Here is an 18,109-nt window from a genome sequence, read left to right as displayed (position 1 = left end):
CATCATTTATCAGAAATTTAATGATATCACCTTTACTATAACTGCCGCTGTTACCGCACCCAGAACAACAAGCAGCAGCGGTATTTTACGGACTAAGACCAGTATAACAGCGGCAGCGCCGGAAGCGATACCGATCAGCGGAGCTTTAGGATCTACCTGGAAGATTCCCGGCACCGTTAAGGCACTCAGTACAGCCAGCGGCAAATGATCCAGCATCATCTTGATTTTACCGGTTTTCGGAAGGAAATCACGGGTAAGCAGCAGCGGCGTGAATCGCAGCAAAAAGGTGATCAGCGCCATGCCAACAATCACGGCAATGTTCATGCGGCCTCCTCCACAGCCCTGTTAACCCGAACTGGAATGAGAAGGCCGGCAGCCATTCCTGCCAGCATGGCGGCAAGCACAGCGGAACTCCCAAGGTAGGGCTGCAGAAGCCAGGAGAACAACGCCGAGCACAGGCAAATCACCAGATTGCGCCTGTTGCCCCGCAGCTGAGGAACAATTAATGCAATCAATAAAGCATATAGCGAGGTGTTCAGCGCGGGTAAAAAAGCGGCCGGAATATAGGCTGCAAGGGATATACCAGCCGCTGTGGACACAAGATTCGCAGCATATGGAGGAATTTGCAGGCCAAGAAGATAATGCAGCGGCAACTCCGGTGTTTGCCCGTCCGCTGCTTCCTGCCCTAAACTCTGCTTATCGCTTAGCATACTTACCGCATAGACCTCTTCTGTTAGACTGAAGCCGATCCACGCCTTCACCGCAGTACTGAGGTTTCGTCTGACCGACCCTGAAAAGGACAAACTGATCATCAGGTATCTTAAATTAATAACCAAGGTCAGCAGCAATATAAGAGGCGCCGCCGTCCCTGCCGCAAGCAGCTTGACGCCAGCAAATTGGCTTGTGCCCGCATACATCAGTGCCGACATCAGAAAAACCTCCAGACTTCCAAGACCAAGTCCCTTGCCGACCAGCCCAAAAGTAAAACAGGCAGGAATAAAACCGGCGACAATCGGCAAAGAATCCAAACACCCTTTTTTAAACTCGGCTCCAACGACACCCATGTTTGATCACTCCCTTAGCGCATTTAAACCACACAGCCAGCTTACCTGTTCGGTCTGTACCGGGAAATAACCACTTTGCATTCTATCCACCATACCAATTCTATTGAGGCAAAAAAAGGGCAGACAGGGTGTCTTTCCTCCTGTCTGCCTTGCTGATACTATTTTATAGCTGATAAGCTGCTTTAGGAGCCTGCTCCCTTATACCGTTTAACCCCGTAGTTCCAAGAAACAAGGCCAAGGCAAAGGAATACCGCACCGACTACAGGAGTCAGCAGCGCCATTCCTCGCATCTCATCCCGTTCCAGAAAGAGCGCCGCCGGATAAATACCGACGAAGGCGAACGGAATTACCCAGGTGAGCAGTACCTGAATAGCCCGGTTGTAGATTGTGACCGGATAACGGCCATAGCTCTGAATATTGTACATCAGCGGCAGAATGCCGGTCGGGGCATCGGAATAGAATGACAATGAAGTCAGCGTGGTGTAAATCCCCGTATAGATGGCTACCGCACTAAGCGTAAGGAGGATCATTGCCGGTATCGTCCACCACTCGAACGGCAGTCCGAGGTTCGCGCCGCTGATTGCCATAATAATCAGTCCAATGATCGAACCAAACAGGGCTGGCGGGTCTACATTCTCCAGAAAGATCTGAAATAGGTTATGCGCCGGCCGGGTCAGAATCCGGTCCATTTCGCCTTTGACAATATAGCGCTCACTGAAGCCCCACATGTTCACGAAGCAGCTGAAGACGCCGTACGGGACCATAAAGAAGCCGTATACGAACACCACTTCATTTTGATTCCAGCCGCCCAGGCTGTCGGTATGCATAAAGATCACAAGGATAAAAATAAAATTAGTCGCTTGAAACAGCAGATCCGAAATGACCTCCACCCAGAAATCGGCGCGGTAGGTCAACCGGGTCTTCATATAATTTTTCAAATATTCGATTAACAATCCCAGATAATACAAACCTTCCTCACCCTCCCTGCACGAACAGCCGCTGACGAGCCGCGTGGTATAGCCAGACAATTGGAATCAGCAGCACCAGGAACCAGAACACCTGGACACCGAGCACATTCCATATGCCCACACCCTGTACCCGGCCCGTAAATACGGAACCCGGAAGGTAGGTAATGGCTTGGAAGGGCAGAACCTTCAGCACACCGGACAGCCAGTCCGGGAACAAGCTGATCGGGATAATCAGGCCGGAGAACAGGTCTACAATGACCCGCTTCATGCGCATCATGCCTTCATTGTTCTCCACGAAGAAAGCGGACAGCCCTGTGATAACGTTAATCTGTGAACTGATCAGGAAGCTGAAGAAGAGCATGACCAGAAAGCCGGCCCAGGCCGAAGGCTCTGTCGGCAATTGCACCGGAAATAACAGAATGGCGATGACCATCCCCGGAATCATCAGCATCATGAAGCGGAATAACCCTTCGCCGAGTCCCTGCATCATTTTGACCAATACGTAGTTATAAGGACGAATGAACTGGATGGCGATGCTGCCGTCACGGATATCCGTGGAGATCTCCCGGTCCAGGTTGTTGAAATAAAAGGCGCGCGCCATCCACGAGACGGCCACATAGGTGGTCATCTGCGCTCCTGTAAACCCGCCAAGTGACTCCCCGTTCCCATAAATGGCCTTCCAGGTGAAATAGTTCACCCCAATATTAAGCGTATAGATTAGAATCCCTGAATAATAGTTAACACGGTAAGCGAGCATGGTTAGAAAGCGGATGCGGATAAAATCAAAATAAGCGCCCAGCAGAAGTCTGCGTCCATTTTCCGGCTGTCCTCCAGAGGAAGAGGAGCCACCCGCGGAGCTGGAAACAGCGGCGTTAAGCTTGTCCGACATGTATGACCTCTTTCTCTTCCTGCAAAGCCGCGATCATCTCTTCCGGTTTCTCCGCCGATCCGGACTGATAAATGCTGCGGACAATATCGTCCGTGTTGGTTTCGATAATCTTGATGTCTGTTATGTCCGCCTGGCCTACCACGCGTCCCAGCACATCCGATACATTCAGCTCCAGCGGAATCCAGACTTTGGCGGCGAGGTCGTTCTCGGCCGTCCAGGTCACCGGCATGCCTTCCGTCCATTGCATAATCCGGCTGAGCTTTGTAGCTGTGCCAAATTGGAATACCACCTCACGCCCGGTTCCCCAGCGCTGTTTCAAGTCCTCCAGACCGCCGTCATAAATAATCCGCCCATCATCGAGCATAATGACCCGTGAACAGAGCGCTTCAATGTCCTGCAGATCATGAGTAGTCAGCAGAATGGTTGTTCCATGCTCCCGGTTCATGTCCTTCAGAAACTCGCGGATCTCCGATTTCACGACAATGTCGAGACCAATGGTCGGTTCATCCAGGAACAGAATCGAGGGGTTATGGAGCAATGCTGCCACAAGCTCGCAGCGCATCCGCTGGCCGAGACTAAGCTTGCGGACCGGCCGGTTCAGCAGATCCTGCAGCTCCAGACGCTCCACTAGCTCATCGAGCCGCTTTTTGAAATCTTGTTCGGAGACCCGGTATACCTTGCGCAGCAGCTGAAAAGACTCGATCACGCCGATATCCCACCACAACTGGCTGCGCTGCCCGAAGACTACCCCGATGTTCTGCACAAATTTCTCACGTTCAGCATACGGAACAAACCCGCCTACAGTCAGGCTGCCAGCGGTCGGAACGAGAATGCCGGTGAGCATTTTAATCGTGGTCGATTTGCCTGCACCGTTCTCACCGATATATCCGCAGATTTCACCTTGAGGAATCGTGAACGAAATGTCCTTCACTGCCGTCACTTCGGAGTATTCCCTCTTAAACAAATCAGCGAAGGCCCCTTTGAGGCCCTCGCGGTTCTTTTGGACTTTAAACGTTTTGCGTAAGTCCTGCACTTGAATGGCGTTCATATTGTACCTCGCTAAGCTAAAGATTGGGTTCAGTACCCCATTATAATGCACGGATTACAAAAGCACTACCCGTTTATCATAAAATAAGCAGAAACGGTTATACCGTCCATTTACAAACGGCATCCGTTTCTGCGGGGAAATCAGGAATGTAGCTGGATAACAGCATTATTTGGCGACTCTGCCTTCAAAGAAATCGTTACTTTTCACAGCTTCCAAGTGGCCGGACCGCGTTACCTTTGTGCGCAGGTACTTCTCATTGAATACGGAAACGTCACCCCATAGCGGAATTCTTTTCACCGTGTTCATGCCGGCAGCCTTCAAGGCGTCCATCTTCTTAGGGTTGTTCGTAATCAGTGTCACCGGTTTGCTGCGCAGATGCTGCAGTACGCTGATGGCATCCTTATAGTCTCTGGAATCATCGGCAAAGCCAAGCTCCAGATTGGCTTCCACAGTATCATAACCTTCTTCCTGAAGAATATAGGCCATTGCCTTGCTGAACAGACCAATGCCTCGTCCTTCATGATTGGCCAGGTAGAACAATGCACCGGAGCCGTGCTGGGCAATCATCTTCATCGACTGGCGCAGCTGGAAGCCGCAATCACAGCGTTTGCTGCCGAAAATATCGCCGGTATGGCAGATGCTGTGCATGCGGATCAAAGCTTCGTCCGAGTCTTCGAAATCACCGTAAACGAGTACACTGGACTGCTGACTATCAGCAAGATTCATGGAAGACAAACGGGAAATCAATAATTCAGTTGCTTCTATAGAATCCCCGCCCTGCAATTCAACGTCATCCGATTTCAACCAGCTGTACCATTTAAAAGTGACTGTTTCTCCATCGAGATTCACCGGCAGCGTAATCGGTCCGACCAGTATATTAGTGGAATCATCCATCGTTATCCGTTTGATCTTATTCTGCAATATAGAAAGGATATCAAGTTTAATCATAAGTGCACCGTCCTAAAGTTTTAAATATTTTTAATTTTAACTTCGAGTAACTATTTGTAAGTTAGTTTATCATTGTAATATAACTTCGTCAAGTTATAATATATATTTAAATAATTATGATTACTTATTGTAAGTTTATGATATAATGAATGCAGAGGTGATCTTAATGAATGACTTCGAGATGTGTCCACGCTTTGAAAAAGCAGTAGATGTGCTTAGCAAACGTTGGGTTGCACTGATCGTATTTGTATTAATGAATGGCCCTCGCCGGTTTGGTGAAATCGAGAGCTGCTTGTCCAATCTCAGCGGAAAGGTTTTGTCTGACCGCTTGAAGGAAATGGAAAATGAGGGCATTATCACGCGTACAGTTTATCCTGAAATGCCTGTACGCATTGAATATTCGCTGACGGACAAAGGCACTGCCCTGGCTCCTATTCTTGGAGAAATCAGCAACTGGTCTACAGAGTGGATTGAGATCGGCGCAACCAAATGATATGGGGTCCGCAGCATCAATAGCGCCCTTTTTTGTTCCGGCAGCCGGAATAAAAAGGGCGCTTATTGTTGTTCATATTTTCTGGAACACCGTATTTATAAATCTTTCCGCTGAAACCGCAGCAAGCCGATTGTGAAAAGAGCAGCAGTATAAACCGCAGCGTAGACCACAAATGAATTCGAGGGAACTGAGTTCAAATTAAGAAGTGAAAAAGCGCTGCCACTGAACGAGACCATACCGCCAAGATCGTCCAGACTGAACAGCACTGCCGTCATTTTGCGCTGCAAACCATCAACCGGCATGAGCATTGACATGAAGCCTGTCATATTGTTTAGCATATGAAGCGCATCGCCTTCCAGGCCCAGCGATGAGCTCACCTTATCAATCATGCCTCCCAGAAAGCCCGCACCGTAAAGCATCGTCATAAATACCCCGTTCCCGAGCGCGGAAAAAAATCCCGAGCCCAGCATCGACAATGTGATCAACAGCGGAACACTTGAAGCAAAAATCAGGAAGGCTTTAACCAAGGCTGCCATATCTCTAGGTATTGCGGCATGGGCATTCGTAATGAATAGAATAGCCGCGAAAAGTATCAGTGCGTAGAGTAACCCCAGCGTGACATAGCCAAGCCAGCGGCCGAGATACCATTTCCAGCGTGGAATCGGTCTGGGCAGCATCGCCTGCATCACTCCCTGCTCCGCTTCCCCGGCAATGGCCGAGAAGGAGCTGAAGATCGCCAGAAAAGCGATGACAAACGATCCGAAGAAAAACCCTAACGTCAGTATAAATGCCCCATTCGTAAACCGTTCAATAAGAATACTGCCATTCATGATCCCGGACCCGCCGCCAAAACGTCGATCTCCTCCGATAGTGCCGGCCACAAACCAGAAAGCAAACAGGAAGATCACTGTCATCACCAGGGTCAGCATCATCACCCTTTTGCGGAGCATTTCCTTCCAGGTCATCCCGAGTATAATTCTCATTCCCGCTCCCCCCTGTGACTCAGTCCGGATACCGCATCCATAAACCATTCCTCCAGACGCTCTTTTTTACGTTTCACTTCATATAAAGTCAAACCCTGTTCTATAAAAACCGCATTCAGCCAGCCCACCTGCTCTTCACTTTCCAGCTCTGCTTCCAGCCATACAATTCCACTGTCAGGAGCCGTTCCCTGCAAGGAGTCCCGTTCCTGCTTGTCTTCACCCGAAGAGATGTTGATGGACAGTCCGGTAAAATCATTCAGCCAGGACAGCAAAAAAGGCGAAAAGCCGCCCACTTTAAAATGCCAGCTCGTTCGCTTATTTAATATTTCTGACACTGTGCCGTGCCGCAGGATAAGACCGTTATTCAGCAGTGCCATCCGGTCGCACAGCACCTCAACATCCTCAAGCAGATGAGAGTTGAGAAAAATAGTGATCCCGCGCTCCTTCAAGCGCTCCAGAATACCCCTGACTTCCATGCGTCCAATCGGGTCGAGCGCAGATGAAGGTTCATCCAGGAAAACGATCTCCGGCTCGTTCACCAGCGCGCAAGCCAGTCCCAGCCGCTGCTGCATGCCCTTGGAGTAATGCTTGACCCTGTCCCGTCCGCGTTGTCCAATCCCCACCTCATTAAGCAGCTGAGGAATTCTTTGATCGGCCACAGTTTTATCAATCCGGCATAATCTGGCATGGAGCCGCACGACCTCTTCCCCGGTCAGCCATTCCTGATAGCGGTACAGCTCCGGCAGATAACCGATCTTCATCTTGGCTTCCATCGTACCAATTTTATGTCCTAACAAAGAGGCGCTTCCGCCTGTAGGATGGATAAGTCCAACCAGCATCTTCACAAAGGTGCTTTTCCCGGCACCGTTGGGGCCGAGGAAGCCAAAGGCTTCCCCTTTCCCCACACGAATCGTTACATCCCGGCAACCACGCCCGTTGCTGTATTCTTTGGTCAACGAGTTGGCTTCTATTGCGGGAATGCTCATGATGTGATCAGCTCCTGCAGTTTCGTCATAAACTTATCTTTGTCCGAATACACTTCTCCTCCGGAGAATTCAAACAACTGGCCGTTCTTCACCCAAGTCGCACTATATTGCGCTCCACTGCTATATTCGTTTTTATTAAAAATAACCGGTGTCCCGTCAATAGTGATTTCTTCTGAGAACTGCCCCTTAATCAGCGGCAATGGAATGTCGCCAGATAGAATCCGGCTTTGCTGCAAACTGGATTTCAGATGATCCGGGAGAAGCGGAAAGTCAAGGACAGCCTTTACGGCTTCTTCTATGTCGATAGACGGATCTACCGTCACTACTGGCGTATTCATCTGAGTAAAGCTCGCCCAATGCTGATTGTCCGTGGATAAATCGTAGCGGACGATCTCAGGAATAGCCAGAGTTATCGGCTTGCCATCTATAGATTCCGGTAGCAATTGATCTGATCCCAGGCGCAGCAACGCTTCGTTAACTGCGTCGACGTTCAGCATAAGGGTCATCTCCTGGGAAGGACTAATCCAAGCAGACTTGACTTGGTCAAAGCCTTCCCCGCTGACTGCGCTGTACCCCAGCGTTTTCTGCAAATCATTAATAGGCACCGCTCCATCGATGGTTCCGGACGAACTCGAGACCGCTCCGAATTTACTGGCAGCTTCGCCGACAGTTCCCCCCTCGGCAATCTGATTGAAGATATTCCGCAGATCGCTTTCATTCACAACTGTTGGTTCCTGCATCCGGAATTGGTTCAGGATTGCTGCCATAGCCGTGCTTCCTACCGGAGTGGCGAGAATAGCAGCGAAGATAGCTACACTGGCCGCTGTTGCCGCCCACTTCCGCCGGCGGTTCATCTGAGGCCGCCGGGTCCGTCTTCCCGTTTTCTTGCCTTCCGTAGCAGAATCAGCCTGCCCTGTTATCTGCGTCATTGCATCCCTACTGCCGGCTGTACCTGCTGTAGAAGCAGCATTTATTAAGGGATCATTGTTTGTCGTTGATTGTTGGCCCCATGCTGCCCATACCGGATTTACCGGTTCCTGCGCAATGCTATCTTGCAGCCTGGCCCAAGCTTCATCCATGTTCAGCTGATCTGATTCATGTTTTATAGGATTAGTCATTGTTCGTTCCTCCTAAGTAATATATGAAGCAAAATTCCAAACGCCGCTGTCCTCACGGTCTAGTCGTCTGTGGGAGCGTCTCTACCGCGTGCTGCCTTAGCTTCGTTGTGGCCCTGCTTAGCAGTGTTCCGACAACCGGCGGCTTTACACCGAGTTCTCCGGCGATCTCTGCGTAGCTGTAACCCGAATACCTCAGCAACAGCGCCTGTCTGTCTCTGTCCGGCAGGCTTTCCAGCCAGGTCCTGACATCCTCCTGGTCCAGCTTGGCGAGCACCACCTCTTCACCTGTAGGAGGCGAGGCCCCAATATCGAAGAGGAGCTCCTGCTTATTTTGCAGCCGCCGTTCTCTGGCTACTTTATTCAAATAATCATATCCGATCCGGGTAAGCACTCTATGCAGCCAGGCACCGAGCGCTCCGGGGTCATCCGGCGGATTGCGGTAAAGTCTTAAAAATACATCCTGGGCTAAATCGTCCGCTGCCGTCTCATCACGTACCAAAGCAGCAAGTTTGCGCCGTACCACAGGATAGTGTTCATAAAATAGAGCTTTGAATATATCAGATTCCGGAATATCCATTGTTTTAATCCTCCTTATCAGCTGCAGCTATAAGTAAGACGAAGCCTGGAGCTTTTTTGTATCAGAGAACGTCAAAAACATCTTACCATAAACAAAAAAAGCAGCCCCTTTTTTATAAAAAAAGGGACTGCCGGTATCTTCTAGTAACCACCCACATAAAAAAGTGTTGGTTAGACTAGAAAAATATAGTAATTCGAGAAAGTAAACGTGCTCCCACCCTGCGGCTCCTCATTCACTAGACTTGATCCACCACTCGCTTGTTCCGATCTGATTAACTATGAATTTGGAAAGGAAAAACTTCGTCCATTAATAGGGATGTAGGGAAACTTACTTGAAGAAACTTCAATATTATTTTTATCAAAAAGATGTATTGTCTGTCCTTCAATTAAAATTTTACCAATCGGGTCTTCCTGCGAATAAGCATATACTAGCATGCCTGATGTTTTATCATCGATATATAGTGTGGTATCTATAAAGATTAAAGTGTCTTCAATTTTCCCAACGGGCACAACTTTCCGCTCGACATGTGGATTTTTAAATTTCGCAGTCATAAATGAATGTATATCTTCTGAAATTTTACTTAACTCAATAAACTCCTCTTTCTCTAAATCAATAAAACCTATTTTTTTATTTTTATAAATATAAAGTTTATTTTCATCAAGAATCGAATCGCTTGGGGAAATTGTATTATCGCCGGAAGGTAATTTATCAATGGAAAAACTCTTCACTTTAAATTCATCTTTATTGAGAACATAATCTAAGAGTATTATTTCACTTTCTTGCTTATCCTGGTAAAAGGCAGAAAACACCAATCGAATGATCTTTCCATTTTTTAATGTTTCTCCATTTGCCAGGAAGACGCTTTTATTTTTAAAATTGTCATTATTCTTTAAGTCAACTTTATATTCTTTATTATTAAAATTTAGGATATATTCAAACTTTTCATCAGAAATTTCACCTAAGCAAGTAAAATCATTAAAAAAGTAAGACTGTTTAGTCCCTGTGGAAATAATGTCACCAAACTCCAATTTATAGTTTACGTCGAATTTGTTGAGTATACTTACATTTTTTTGTAAAAATAAAGTTTTTTCGTACCAAATTAGAGGTTCTCCGAGTCCTGAAGTAAATGTATACATACTTTTGTCTAAATTTATCTTGGATTGATTGATATCCCAGGACCCTAAAATCGCCTCTTTCTTAACAGAGTCATTTTGTTTATACACCAGCATCGGTATTTTTATAATCTTTGAATTTTCAGAACTGCACGAAGTAAGAATAGATGTAATTATATATATCATCGCTGACATTTTTTTCAGACCCATTGAAACCATCCTTCACACTTAAAATAATAAAATTAGGCATTTGTCTTAAAATTAGCTAACAAATACCTTCAAACGACGATGCACCATAGTTTGCAAAAGAAGCATTTAACCTATCATTGGTATGCGCCAATACAGCATATTGATTGTAATATTTTTCACAATCATCATCACATGAAAGTAATCAGTAGAGGATATCCCCCCCTTGAACACTATGAGATGTGCATGGAGAAGATGACTGAAATGAACATGATGGACATGGATATGGACAGGTGAAGAAAATGCATGACTGCGATGAAATGATGACCATGTGTATAACGATGATGCGTGAAGGTATCAATTCATCTGTTATCTGATCTTAATATATCTCTCCTGAATTTGCTTAGCCAGTGTAATCCGCTCCATCTTGAGCTCCCAAATCTTCTCTTTCCACCGGTTACTGTTCTCAGCATCCTCGTGTTCCCTCAACTTGTTGAACAATTCCAACAGCATCAGGTTTATATGATCAAACCGGTTCCAGAGTTCCCGGACATTCTCCGCTCTTTCCCGCTCATAATCATCCACTGACATGTGTACCGACTCCTTAATTATATTATACCAAGTATAATACTCGGCATTATGTAAAATGCAAGAGGTGCAGCATAAAAAATGCGGACATCAGAGATGCCCGCACATGATATTTATTACATCAGCTTCTTTATATCATCCTTAATCTGTTCCGATTTTGGTCCAAATACGATTTGTACCGCACCTTGACCAAGTCTCATGACCCCGGAAGCGCCAAGCTGTTTAAGTGCAGCATCTTTTACCGCCTTATCGTCGTTTACGATCAACCGCAGCCGTGTAATGCAGGCATCAATATTCCGGATGTTAGACGGTCCGCCGATGTTTTCCAGAATTTTTGCGGCTTGGGAAGAAACCGCTGCAGAAGCCCCGCCAACGGACACTTCTACAATTTCATCCTCGGTTTCATCTTCCCGTCCAGGCGTCTTCAGCTTAAATTTCACAATAATGAAGCGGAAGAGCACATAATAGAAGGCGAAGAACGCAAGTCCTACCGGGATTAGCATCCATGCATTAGTAGTAAGCTTCAGGTGCAGCAAGGAATCAATCAAACCGGCAGAGAACCCGAAGCCCATCTTAACATCAAGGATGTACATCAGGGCCATTGATAATCCTGTCAAAATGGCATGCACCAGATATAAGAGCGGAGCAACGAACATGAAGGAAAACTCAAGCGGTTCAGTAATACCTGTTAAAAAGGAAGCAATCGCTGAACCAATAAAGATAGAGGCAACCAGTTTCCGTTTCTCCGGTTTTGCAGTATGGATAAAAGCAAAGGCTGCACCAGGCAGAGCGAACATCATAATCGGGAAGAACCCGGTCATGAACATCCCTGCGGTTTTGTCTCCGGCGAAGAAACGTGTCAAGTCCCCGTGTACCAATTCACCGGCTGCATTGGTAAAGTCACCAATTTGAAACCAAGCAATGGTGTTGAGTACATGGTGTAATCCGATAGGGATCAGCAAGCGGTTGGCTGTACCGAAGATAAATGCGCCCACCGCGCCGAGACCCACAACCCAGTTCCCGAAATCGCTGATTACATCCTGTATTGGACTCCAGATCATACCTACGAATATGGCAAGCACCATCATGGAACCGGCAGTCACGATCGGAACAAAACGTTTGCCTGCGAAGAATCCCAGCCAGTCCGGCATCTTGATATTGTGGTACTTTTTATAGAGGAAGGCCGCCCATGCACCGGCGAAGATCCCTCCGAGCACTCCCATATTCAGCACAACGTTGTCGTTGATAAATGAGAACTGCAAGGGTACTATTTCCAGAACTTTGGTGAGAACCAGATATGAAATAAGTGCAGACAATGCCGCTACAGCGTCTCCGGCGAATCCTATAGCCACACCGATGGCAAATATTAAAGCGAGATTGCTGAATATGGCGCCCGCACCGGCATTCAGGAATGGAGCAACATATTGATTTAGGAATCCGCCTACATTAGCCCCCAGATGCCAATCTTTTTCGTAATTAATCAAAGCTAACCCTTGCAGAATCCCTGCTGCCGGCAATGTTGCGACCGGAAGCATCAGAGACTTACCTAACTTTTGTAAAAAAGCTAACATAATATCATCCCCTTGGTTTCATGATTGGTTCTGCTCAAGTATGCCAGTGCTTTGAAGCCACCCGTAGAACGATATTCGTACCCGCTGTGACTGCACCATAGAGGCACTTTACTTCCGGTAGATGTTCCTCCATACTCGTTACGATTACCGGCGAGATTGTTGCAAGTCCTGCCGCCTGTATAGCCTTAAGATCAAATTCAATCAAGGTCTGCCCTGCCTTTACGCTGTCTCCGGTAGCAACATGGCTGACAAATCCGTTGCCTTTCAGGCTGACCGTGTCGATTCCGATATGTAGCAGCAGCTGTAATCCGGACGGATGCTCAAGAATCAATGCGTGATTGGATTTCACGATATGGGCAATCTTACCGTCAAACGGAGCCTTCAGCCTCCCCTCAGCAGGTTCAATTGCAATTCCGCTGCCCATGTGTCCGCCGGCAAAGGTATCATCGGGAACCTGGCTCAGTGGAACCGCCTGCCCGCTGATAGGTGCTGTAATTTCTATGAACTGTCCAGTATGCTGCTCTTCTTTTTTGGATTTCCATTTGGAAAACATCCGCGCCACTCCTCACAAGCTGCTATTTGTTCTTCTCTAAAGTTTGGAATAGCCGGTGCAAGTGCATCGCCAGGAAGCATATTTCCTCTTCCGGAACTTCTGCCTCAAGTTTACTTTGCATTACTTTCCCGAGCTTCTGCGCCAGCTTATATTCCGCTTTATACTCCTTCTTAATGTGCTTCACGAAGGGATTATCTATTAAGGATCCCTGCAGTATCCGTTCCAGTGAAAAACGCAGATGAATCATCAGCCGGACATGGTTCATACTGCCGTGCTCAAAGGTAATTTTCCGTTCCTCCCGGATCATCTCAATCAATTCATTCACGATATTGGAGGCTTTCACCAGCTGTCCAACCGGAACATTGCTCACAGCAGAGTATACATGATAGGTGAGGAACCCTACTTCATCCTCAGGAATCTGTATTTTAAACTCTTCACTGATTTTTTCTGCCGCTTTGTAAGCGATCTCAAATTCCTTCGGGAAAGTCATTTTGGTTTCCTGTAAAAAAGGATTAATAATATCCATCCCGCCCCTCAGACGGTAGATGGTAAACTGGATGTGACTCGGGAGCGCCAAATAAATCTTGTCGTTTAACTTGCCGGGAAACTGACAGGTGATATCTCCGATAATCTCATCGGTGATTTTCATTATTTTAGGATCAATGTCCTCAAGCAGTATTTGATACTGGCTCCATTCTTCCCGGTCTTCCAGGCGAAACAGCTTTTCGATCCGGTGATCGTTGCTTTCAATCACACCGGCATCCTTCACCGCAAAGCCGATGCCTTTGCCAATAATGACATACTCCTTGCCATTCTTTTCTCCCTGGACCATTACAACGTTATTCCCAATCACACGCTGCACTTGAAATTGTTCGATTTCCCGTGACAAGTTCTCCCCTCCTCCCCCTAATATTCAAGCTACAGGCAACAAAAAAAGCCAAGAACCGTCTCAAATGAATGAAGACAATCCTTGGCTCATGCCCTTTACGGTAACACGCCAACTACATATAAATGATCATTTATGAGCCTATCATAAATCATAGTTCATATCGCCGTCAATGGTAATTTTTCAAAAGTCAAGCAAACTCATAAGCCTAAGCTTATTCAACTGTAATCCATCGGCACATTCGGGTAATCACGTCTTTCATTACTACGGGTTTACTTATGAAATCAGTTGCGCCCGCCGCCAGGCACTTCTCACGGTCCTCTTTCATAGTTTTAGCTGAAATTGCAATAATCGGCAGATCCGGAAGCAGGAGTTCTTCACGGATGATAGACAGAGTATCATAACCATCCAGATTCGGCATCATAATATCGAGCAGTACGATATCCACATTTGCCTGTTCCCTGACAATCTGTAAACACTCAAAGCCTGACTGTGCCGTCAGGATATTCATCTGATAAGGCTCCAGCCCTTGCTTAAGGGCATAAATATTACGAAGATCATCATCAACAATCAGCACAGTCCTGCCTTGAAGCATCTCATATTGTTTCTCAAACAAACTTGTGTCCACAGTTATAGTGGCCTTCTCAGGCTTTTGAGTGACTTCACGCTCCCGTGCCGCCGCAACGGTTGACCAGGAGCCCGGCGGCTGAAGTCCATCCTCCATGTCAGCTTCAAGGCAACGGCAAGGAAGAAATAGTGTAAAGGTACTGCCTTGCCCAAGCTCGCTCTGCAGTGAAATATACCCGCCCAGTAATCTGGCCAGCTGCAGGGAGATTGACAGACCTAATCCGGTTCCCCCAAATTTGCGTACAGTTGAACCGTCTGCCTGCATGAAAGCTTCAAAAATCAGCTCACGATGCTCTTCCGAAATCCCGATTCCCGTATCCTTGACGGAGAAAGCCAAAACTGGCTCAGTTGGGTTATACTGCGGGTCAGAATAGGCTTCAACCCTGGTAATGTCAACTTGCACGGAACCTTCCTCCGTAAACTTAAAGGCATTGGAGAGCAGATTGCGCAGAATTTGATGCAGCCGCATTTCGTCGGTATAAAAAAGATCTGGTACCTCTCCACCGATGTTCACAGAAAACTCCAATCTCTGTTGTTCGGCGGTTTTACCAAAATACCCCTTTAGCAATGTAGGCAGCTCCGTAAGATTGACCGCATCCATTTCCACCATCATTTTGCCGGCTTCAACCTTGGACAGATCGAGAATATCGTTGATCATGACCAGCAAATCAGTGCCGGAATTGTGAATGACCGAAGCATAGCCTTGTTCTTCCTCGTTTAAGTTGTTATTGCGGTTCTCGGCCAGCAGTTGGGATAGGATAAGCATACTATTCAGCGGAGTACGCAGCTCATGCGACATATTCGCCAGAAATTCCGATTTATAGCGGGAGCTTAACTCCAGCTGCTCATTATATCTTTCCAGTTCCACTGCGGCATTCTCTGCAACGGCCTTCTGATTCTCCAGTTCCCGGTTGACCGTGAGCAATTCATTCGTTTGATTTTGCAATTCTTCGGTCTGCACCTGCAATTCCTCAGATTGCACCTGCAATTCTTCCGATTGAACTTGCAGCTCTTCATTCATAACCTGAGAATCATGATAGAGCTTCTGGATTTCCATACGGGTCATCACTGAATTCACAGAAACCGCCATCATGTCCAGAAGCTTGGACAAAAGCTCATGGTGATACGATGCCCATTGGGTCAATGAGGCTACTTCTAAAACAGCCACAGTTTTATTCTCAAATATAATCGGTGCAATGACTGCGAAGCGGGGAGCCGTTCTGCCCAGGGCAGAATTAATGCTGATATAATTCTCCGGCAAATCTTCAACTATTTTAATACGTTTATCTACTGCACATTGTCCCACAAGACCCACACCGGGTAAGATCGAATCTTCTGCAAACGGGAATTCTGTTTTCTCCGCACCGGCATAGGAATACATACATTTATAACGTTCCTTATGATCCATAACATAAATGGCACCGTATTGCATCTCAAGGGTTGTTGCCAGTTTATTCATAAAAGACCTGCATAACAAATAAATATCTGTAGCTTCCTGCAGAATTACGGACATGGCAGTCTGCTGCTCACTGCTCCACTGTTCCAGCTGCACAGTATCCAGCAGACTATTTGTAGCTTCACCAAGATCATAGATTTCATCCATGGTCTTTACCTTTATCCGCTCAGACATACTGCCGCCTCCAGCGATCCCATTAATCGCCCGGATCACATGCTGCAGCGGATTAACAATACTTGCAGAGATTAAATACGTAATCAAGAGCGTTAGCAGCGCAACCAGTGTCCATAGAATATACATGGTTATCAGAAGTCTGCTATTGCTCTCCTTCAAATTCGAAATCCGTTCATTGGTTAGCTTCCGCTCGTTATCCCGGAAATAGTCGGACTGCGAGCGGATCGAGTCAATAACCGATTTGCCGGTATCATTACGAAAAAACTTAGCTATGGCTTGATCATCACCATTCCGCTTTAGATCTATTACTGGCTGTCCGGCCAGATCAATCCATAATTGAATATTTTCTTTAATAACGCCTAAATTCCGCAGCTGGTCCGGATTGTCTGCAATCAGACCATTCAGCTTGGCAAGATTGATCTGCCAAGCTGCAAGGCCGCTATTAAATGGAACCAGGTAGGAATTGTCTCCGGTGAGCGCATATCCCCTTTGTCCGGTCTCCATATCCAAGACATTTTTTTCAATTTGATATGTAAGCTCGTGCACTTCTATATCATGGTCACTCAGGAAAACTGTTTCCTTCTCAAGATCGGTAATTCTACTGGATACGATCAGCAGAAAAAGGCCTAACATTAATAAAATCAAGACATAGCCTACCGCAATTTTGCCACGGATCTTTAAGCTCCAAGTTTGCTTCTTGGGCAAAGGTTTCAACCTCCATCTTGCATCCCGATATATACTTTTATTGTCACAAGTAGCCTTCACTTTGTGGCAGTCTATCTTTTAATTGACGGATATTGTTTTCAAGTTTGATGATAACATCCTCCAACTCTCTCGGATCAATTCCTCTAACGATCGGAGGAGCGACTGGAATCGCCTTGGTCTCAGCTTTCATTTCGCGTAATTCAATCTGCTGTTCTTGCCACTTATCCATCAAATCGGCAATCGTCGCATAAAATCGTTCGTAATCCTTGATTACGCTGTCCAGAAAAGTGTCTACTTCCTCCGCATCATAACCACGAAGCTTCATACCAAATTCCTTCTCATGAATCGTCAGTGCATCAAGTGTAATGCCGAGCTGGCTGAACAGCTTTCTCTGCTTGTCCAATCGGCGTTTCATATGTTCATCCATTTAAGTGACCTCCAAGTTATCTGTGTTCTCCGGCAGTAACCATTATAACAGGCTGAGTGCAACCTGAAAATATCACTAAAGTTGCAGTTCTGATTTCATAGCTTCATTGATTGCCCTCCTCGCGAAAAGGGTAAGGTAAGAATACATCAGCAATACTACTCTTTTCGCAGAAAGGAAGATCACATAATGGGCCACTTAAGTAACTCGCAGCTGGCCACACTTAAAGCTGCTTTAGAAGAGCGCAAGGAAGAATTAGAACAACATTTCTCCAGTAATGGTGAAGAAAACAGCCTGCTCGGTGATTCGCTCAAAATCTCAACCGGTGAACTCTCCTCCGTCGACAACCATCCGGCTGACACAGGCACAGAGACCTTCGAAAGAAGCAGAGATTTGGGTATTAACAAAGCTCTTACAGAAGAATTAGAAGAGATAGAAGCAGCGCTGCAGCGAATGAAGGATGGGACCTACGGTGTCTGCACCGCCAGCAAACAAAACATCCCTTATGAACGTTTAGAGGCCATTCCTTACACAGCCTATGCCGTAGAATACTCTCCCGGCAGAGAGCTCTCAAGCGACCGTCCCGTAGAAGAACAGGTAATGACACCTCCTCCTGCCGGGGCAGGCGAGGGACGGCAGGAGCATAGCGGAAGATTTGATGATGCCGGGGCCTGGGATTCCGTTGAGGACTACGGCAGCGCCAGCTCTCCGGTCACACCTCCCGGGCAGGATGCAGAAAAAGAGGATTCCTGA

The 18,109-nt window shown here is 46.9% G+C and carries 19 protein-coding genes; 2 read left to right on the top strand and 17 right to left on the bottom strand.

Features of this window, described 5'->3' with window-relative positions:
- Nucleotides 1-9 precede the first annotated feature (9 nt).
- The 6 genes from NST07_RS15385 to NST07_RS15360 form a co-directional block, all read right to left on the bottom strand.
- Nucleotides 10-324, bottom strand: coding sequence for an AzlD domain-containing protein (locus NST07_RS15385; RefSeq protein WP_341092842.1), 315 nt, complete (start codon nucleotides 322-324; stop codon nucleotides 10-12).
- Nucleotides 321-1,064, bottom strand: coding sequence for an AzlC family ABC transporter permease (locus tag NST07_RS15380; RefSeq protein WP_341092841.1), 744 nt, complete (start codon nucleotides 1,062-1,064; stop codon nucleotides 321-323). The genes NST07_RS15385 and NST07_RS15380 overlap by 4 nt, the downstream gene beginning before the upstream one ends.
- Before the next feature lie 182 nt (nucleotides 1,065-1,246).
- On the bottom strand, nucleotides 1,247-1,990 hold the full coding sequence (locus NST07_RS15375; RefSeq protein WP_341097660.1) for an ABC-2 family transporter protein: 744 nt from the start codon (nucleotides 1,988-1,990) through the stop codon (nucleotides 1,247-1,249).
- A 49-nt stretch (nucleotides 1,991-2,039) separates the two neighbouring features.
- Nucleotides 2,040-2,834, bottom strand: coding sequence for an ABC-2 family transporter protein (locus NST07_RS15370; protein WP_341097659.1), 795 nt, complete (start codon nucleotides 2,832-2,834; stop codon nucleotides 2,040-2,042).
- A gap of 70 nt (nucleotides 2,835-2,904) precedes the next feature.
- Entirely contained in the window at nucleotides 2,905-3,969 is a 1,065-nt protein-coding gene (locus NST07_RS15365) for an ABC transporter ATP-binding protein (protein WP_340898532.1), read from the bottom strand.
- Between the two features lie 165 nt (nucleotides 3,970-4,134).
- On the bottom strand, nucleotides 4,135-4,917 hold the full coding sequence (locus tag NST07_RS15360; RefSeq protein ID WP_342481838.1) for a GTP cyclohydrolase II: 783 nt from the start codon (nucleotides 4,915-4,917) through the stop codon (nucleotides 4,135-4,137).
- Nucleotides 4,918-5,083: 166 nt separating this feature from the next.
- On the opposite strand from NST07_RS15360, the gene NST07_RS15355 reads away from it, so the two are divergent.
- Nucleotides 5,084-5,410 carry a helix-turn-helix domain-containing protein gene (locus NST07_RS15355; protein ID WP_038591312.1) on the top strand — a complete coding sequence of 109 codons (327 nt, stop codon included), beginning with the start codon at nucleotides 5,084-5,086 and terminating at the stop codon, nucleotides 5,408-5,410.
- 95 nt (nucleotides 5,411-5,505) lie between these two features.
- Here NST07_RS15355 and NST07_RS15350 read toward each other — a convergent pair whose 3' ends face one another.
- The 11 genes from NST07_RS15350 to NST07_RS15300 all read right to left on the bottom strand — a co-directional run bounded on the left by NST07_RS15350 (nucleotide 5,506) and on the right by NST07_RS15300 (nucleotide 17,359).
- A complete protein-coding gene (locus NST07_RS15350) occupies nucleotides 5,506-6,393 on the bottom strand; it encodes an ABC transporter permease subunit (protein WP_342481837.1) in 888 nt (295 codons plus the stop codon).
- Complete coding sequence (locus NST07_RS15345; protein ID WP_341092838.1) at nucleotides 6,390-7,379, bottom strand: ABC transporter ATP-binding protein; 990 nt, start codon at nucleotides 7,377-7,379, stop codon at nucleotides 6,390-6,392. The genes NST07_RS15350 and NST07_RS15345 overlap by 4 nt, the downstream gene beginning before the upstream one ends.
- Complete coding sequence (locus NST07_RS15340) at nucleotides 7,376-8,497, bottom strand: hypothetical protein (RefSeq protein WP_342481836.1); 1,122 nt, start codon at nucleotides 8,495-8,497, stop codon at nucleotides 7,376-7,378. Before NST07_RS15340 ends, NST07_RS15345 begins: the two co-directional genes overlap by 4 nt.
- A gap of 52 nt (nucleotides 8,498-8,549) precedes the next feature.
- On the bottom strand, nucleotides 8,550-9,074 hold the full coding sequence (locus tag NST07_RS15335) for a sigma-70 family RNA polymerase sigma factor (protein ID WP_341092836.1): 525 nt from the start codon (nucleotides 9,072-9,074) through the stop codon (nucleotides 8,550-8,552).
- Nucleotides 9,075-9,349: 275 nt separating this feature from the next.
- Nucleotides 9,350-10,396, bottom strand: a complete 1,047-nt coding sequence (locus NST07_RS15330; protein WP_342481835.1) for a hypothetical protein — start codon at nucleotides 10,394-10,396, stop codon at nucleotides 9,350-9,352.
- A gap of 345 nt (nucleotides 10,397-10,741) precedes the next feature.
- Complete coding sequence (locus tag NST07_RS15325; protein ID WP_342481834.1) at nucleotides 10,742-10,963, bottom strand: hypothetical protein; 222 nt, start codon at nucleotides 10,961-10,963, stop codon at nucleotides 10,742-10,744.
- A gap of 113 nt (nucleotides 10,964-11,076) precedes the next feature.
- Complete coding sequence (gene nagE / locus NST07_RS15320) at nucleotides 11,077-12,531, bottom strand: N-acetylglucosamine-specific PTS transporter subunit IIBC (protein WP_342481833.1); 1,455 nt, start codon at nucleotides 12,529-12,531, stop codon at nucleotides 11,077-11,079.
- 34 nt (nucleotides 12,532-12,565) lie between these two features.
- A complete protein-coding gene (locus NST07_RS15315) occupies nucleotides 12,566-13,084 on the bottom strand; it encodes a PTS glucose transporter subunit IIA (RefSeq protein ID WP_342481832.1) in 519 nt (172 codons plus the stop codon).
- Nucleotides 13,085-13,106: 22 nt separating this feature from the next.
- On the bottom strand, nucleotides 13,107-13,973 hold the full coding sequence (locus NST07_RS15310; RefSeq protein WP_342481831.1) for a PRD domain-containing protein: 867 nt from the start codon (nucleotides 13,971-13,973) through the stop codon (nucleotides 13,107-13,109).
- A 211-nt stretch (nucleotides 13,974-14,184) separates the two neighbouring features.
- Nucleotides 14,185-16,932, bottom strand: a complete 2,748-nt coding sequence (locus NST07_RS15305) for a CHASE3 domain-containing protein (RefSeq protein ID WP_342481830.1) — start codon at nucleotides 16,930-16,932, stop codon at nucleotides 14,185-14,187.
- Between the two features lie 43 nt (nucleotides 16,933-16,975).
- Nucleotides 16,976-17,359: a DivIVA domain-containing protein gene (locus NST07_RS15300; RefSeq protein WP_038591281.1), complete on the bottom strand. Its 384-nt coding sequence runs from the start codon at nucleotides 17,357-17,359 to the stop codon at nucleotides 16,976-16,978.
- A 186-nt stretch (nucleotides 17,360-17,545) separates the two neighbouring features.
- Here NST07_RS15300 and NST07_RS15295 point away from each other — a divergent pair, with 186 nt between their 5' ends.
- Nucleotides 17,546-18,109 (top strand): conjugal transfer protein TraR, encoded by a 564-nt coding sequence (locus NST07_RS15295; RefSeq protein WP_341092823.1) that lies wholly within the window; start codon nucleotides 17,546-17,548, stop codon nucleotides 18,107-18,109.

Origin of the sequence: Paenibacillus sp. FSL L8-0340 (assembly GCF_038593145.1) — a bacterium.
GTDB lineage: Bacteria > Bacillota > Bacilli > Paenibacillales > Paenibacillaceae > Paenibacillus_AQ.
Note: the sequence above shows the minus strand (reverse complement) of the source record. Positions and strands in the feature narration are given on the sequence as shown.

Excerpts from the sequence above, each read along its gene's own strand:
- NST07_RS15385 (WP_341092842.1), bottom strand. The coding sequence starts at position 324 with ATGAACATTGCCGTGATTGTTGGCATGGCGCTGATCACCTTTTTGCTG.
- NST07_RS15380 (WP_341092841.1), bottom strand. The coding sequence starts at position 1,064 with ATGGGTGTCGTTGGAGCCGAGTTTAAAAAAGGGTGTTTGGATTCTTTG.
- NST07_RS15375 (WP_341097660.1), bottom strand. The coding sequence starts at position 1,990 with ATGAAGACCCGGTTGACCTACCGCGCCGATTTCTGGGTGGAGGTCATT.
- NST07_RS15365 (WP_340898532.1), bottom strand. The coding sequence starts at position 3,969 with ATGAACGCCATTCAAGTGCAGGACTTACGCAAAACGTTTAAAGTCCAA.
- NST07_RS15360 (WP_342481838.1), bottom strand. The coding sequence starts at position 4,917 with ATGATTAAACTTGATATCCTTTCTATATTGCAGAATAAGATCAAACGG.
- NST07_RS15355 (WP_038591312.1), top strand. The coding sequence starts at position 5,084 with ATGAATGACTTCGAGATGTGTCCACGCTTTGAAAAAGCAGTAGATGTG.
- NST07_RS15350 (WP_342481837.1), bottom strand. The coding sequence starts at position 6,393 with ATGAGAATTATACTCGGGATGACCTGGAAGGAAATGCTCCGCAAAAGG.
- NST07_RS15345 (WP_341092838.1), bottom strand. The coding sequence starts at position 7,379 with ATGAGCATTCCCGCAATAGAAGCCAACTCGTTGACCAAAGAATACAGC.
- NST07_RS15340 (WP_342481836.1), bottom strand. The coding sequence starts at position 8,497 with ATGACTAATCCTATAAAACATGAATCAGATCAGCTGAACATGGATGAA.
- NST07_RS15335 (WP_341092836.1), bottom strand. The coding sequence starts at position 9,074 with ATGGATATTCCGGAATCTGATATATTCAAAGCTCTATTTTATGAACAC.
- NST07_RS15330 (WP_342481835.1), bottom strand. The coding sequence starts at position 10,396 with ATGGGTCTGAAAAAAATGTCAGCGATGATATATATAATTACATCTATT.
- NST07_RS15325 (WP_342481834.1), bottom strand. The coding sequence starts at position 10,963 with ATGTCAGTGGATGATTATGAGCGGGAAAGAGCGGAGAATGTCCGGGAA.
- nagE (WP_342481833.1), bottom strand. The coding sequence starts at position 12,531 with ATGTTAGCTTTTTTACAAAAGTTAGGTAAGTCTCTGATGCTTCCGGTC.
- NST07_RS15315 (WP_342481832.1), bottom strand. The coding sequence starts at position 13,084 with ATGTTTTCCAAATGGAAATCCAAAAAAGAAGAGCAGCATACTGGACAG.
- NST07_RS15300 (WP_038591281.1), bottom strand. The coding sequence starts at position 17,359 with ATGGATGAACATATGAAACGCCGATTGGACAAGCAGAGAAAGCTGTTC.
- NST07_RS15295 (WP_341092823.1), top strand. The coding sequence starts at position 17,546 with ATGGGCCACTTAAGTAACTCGCAGCTGGCCACACTTAAAGCTGCTTTA.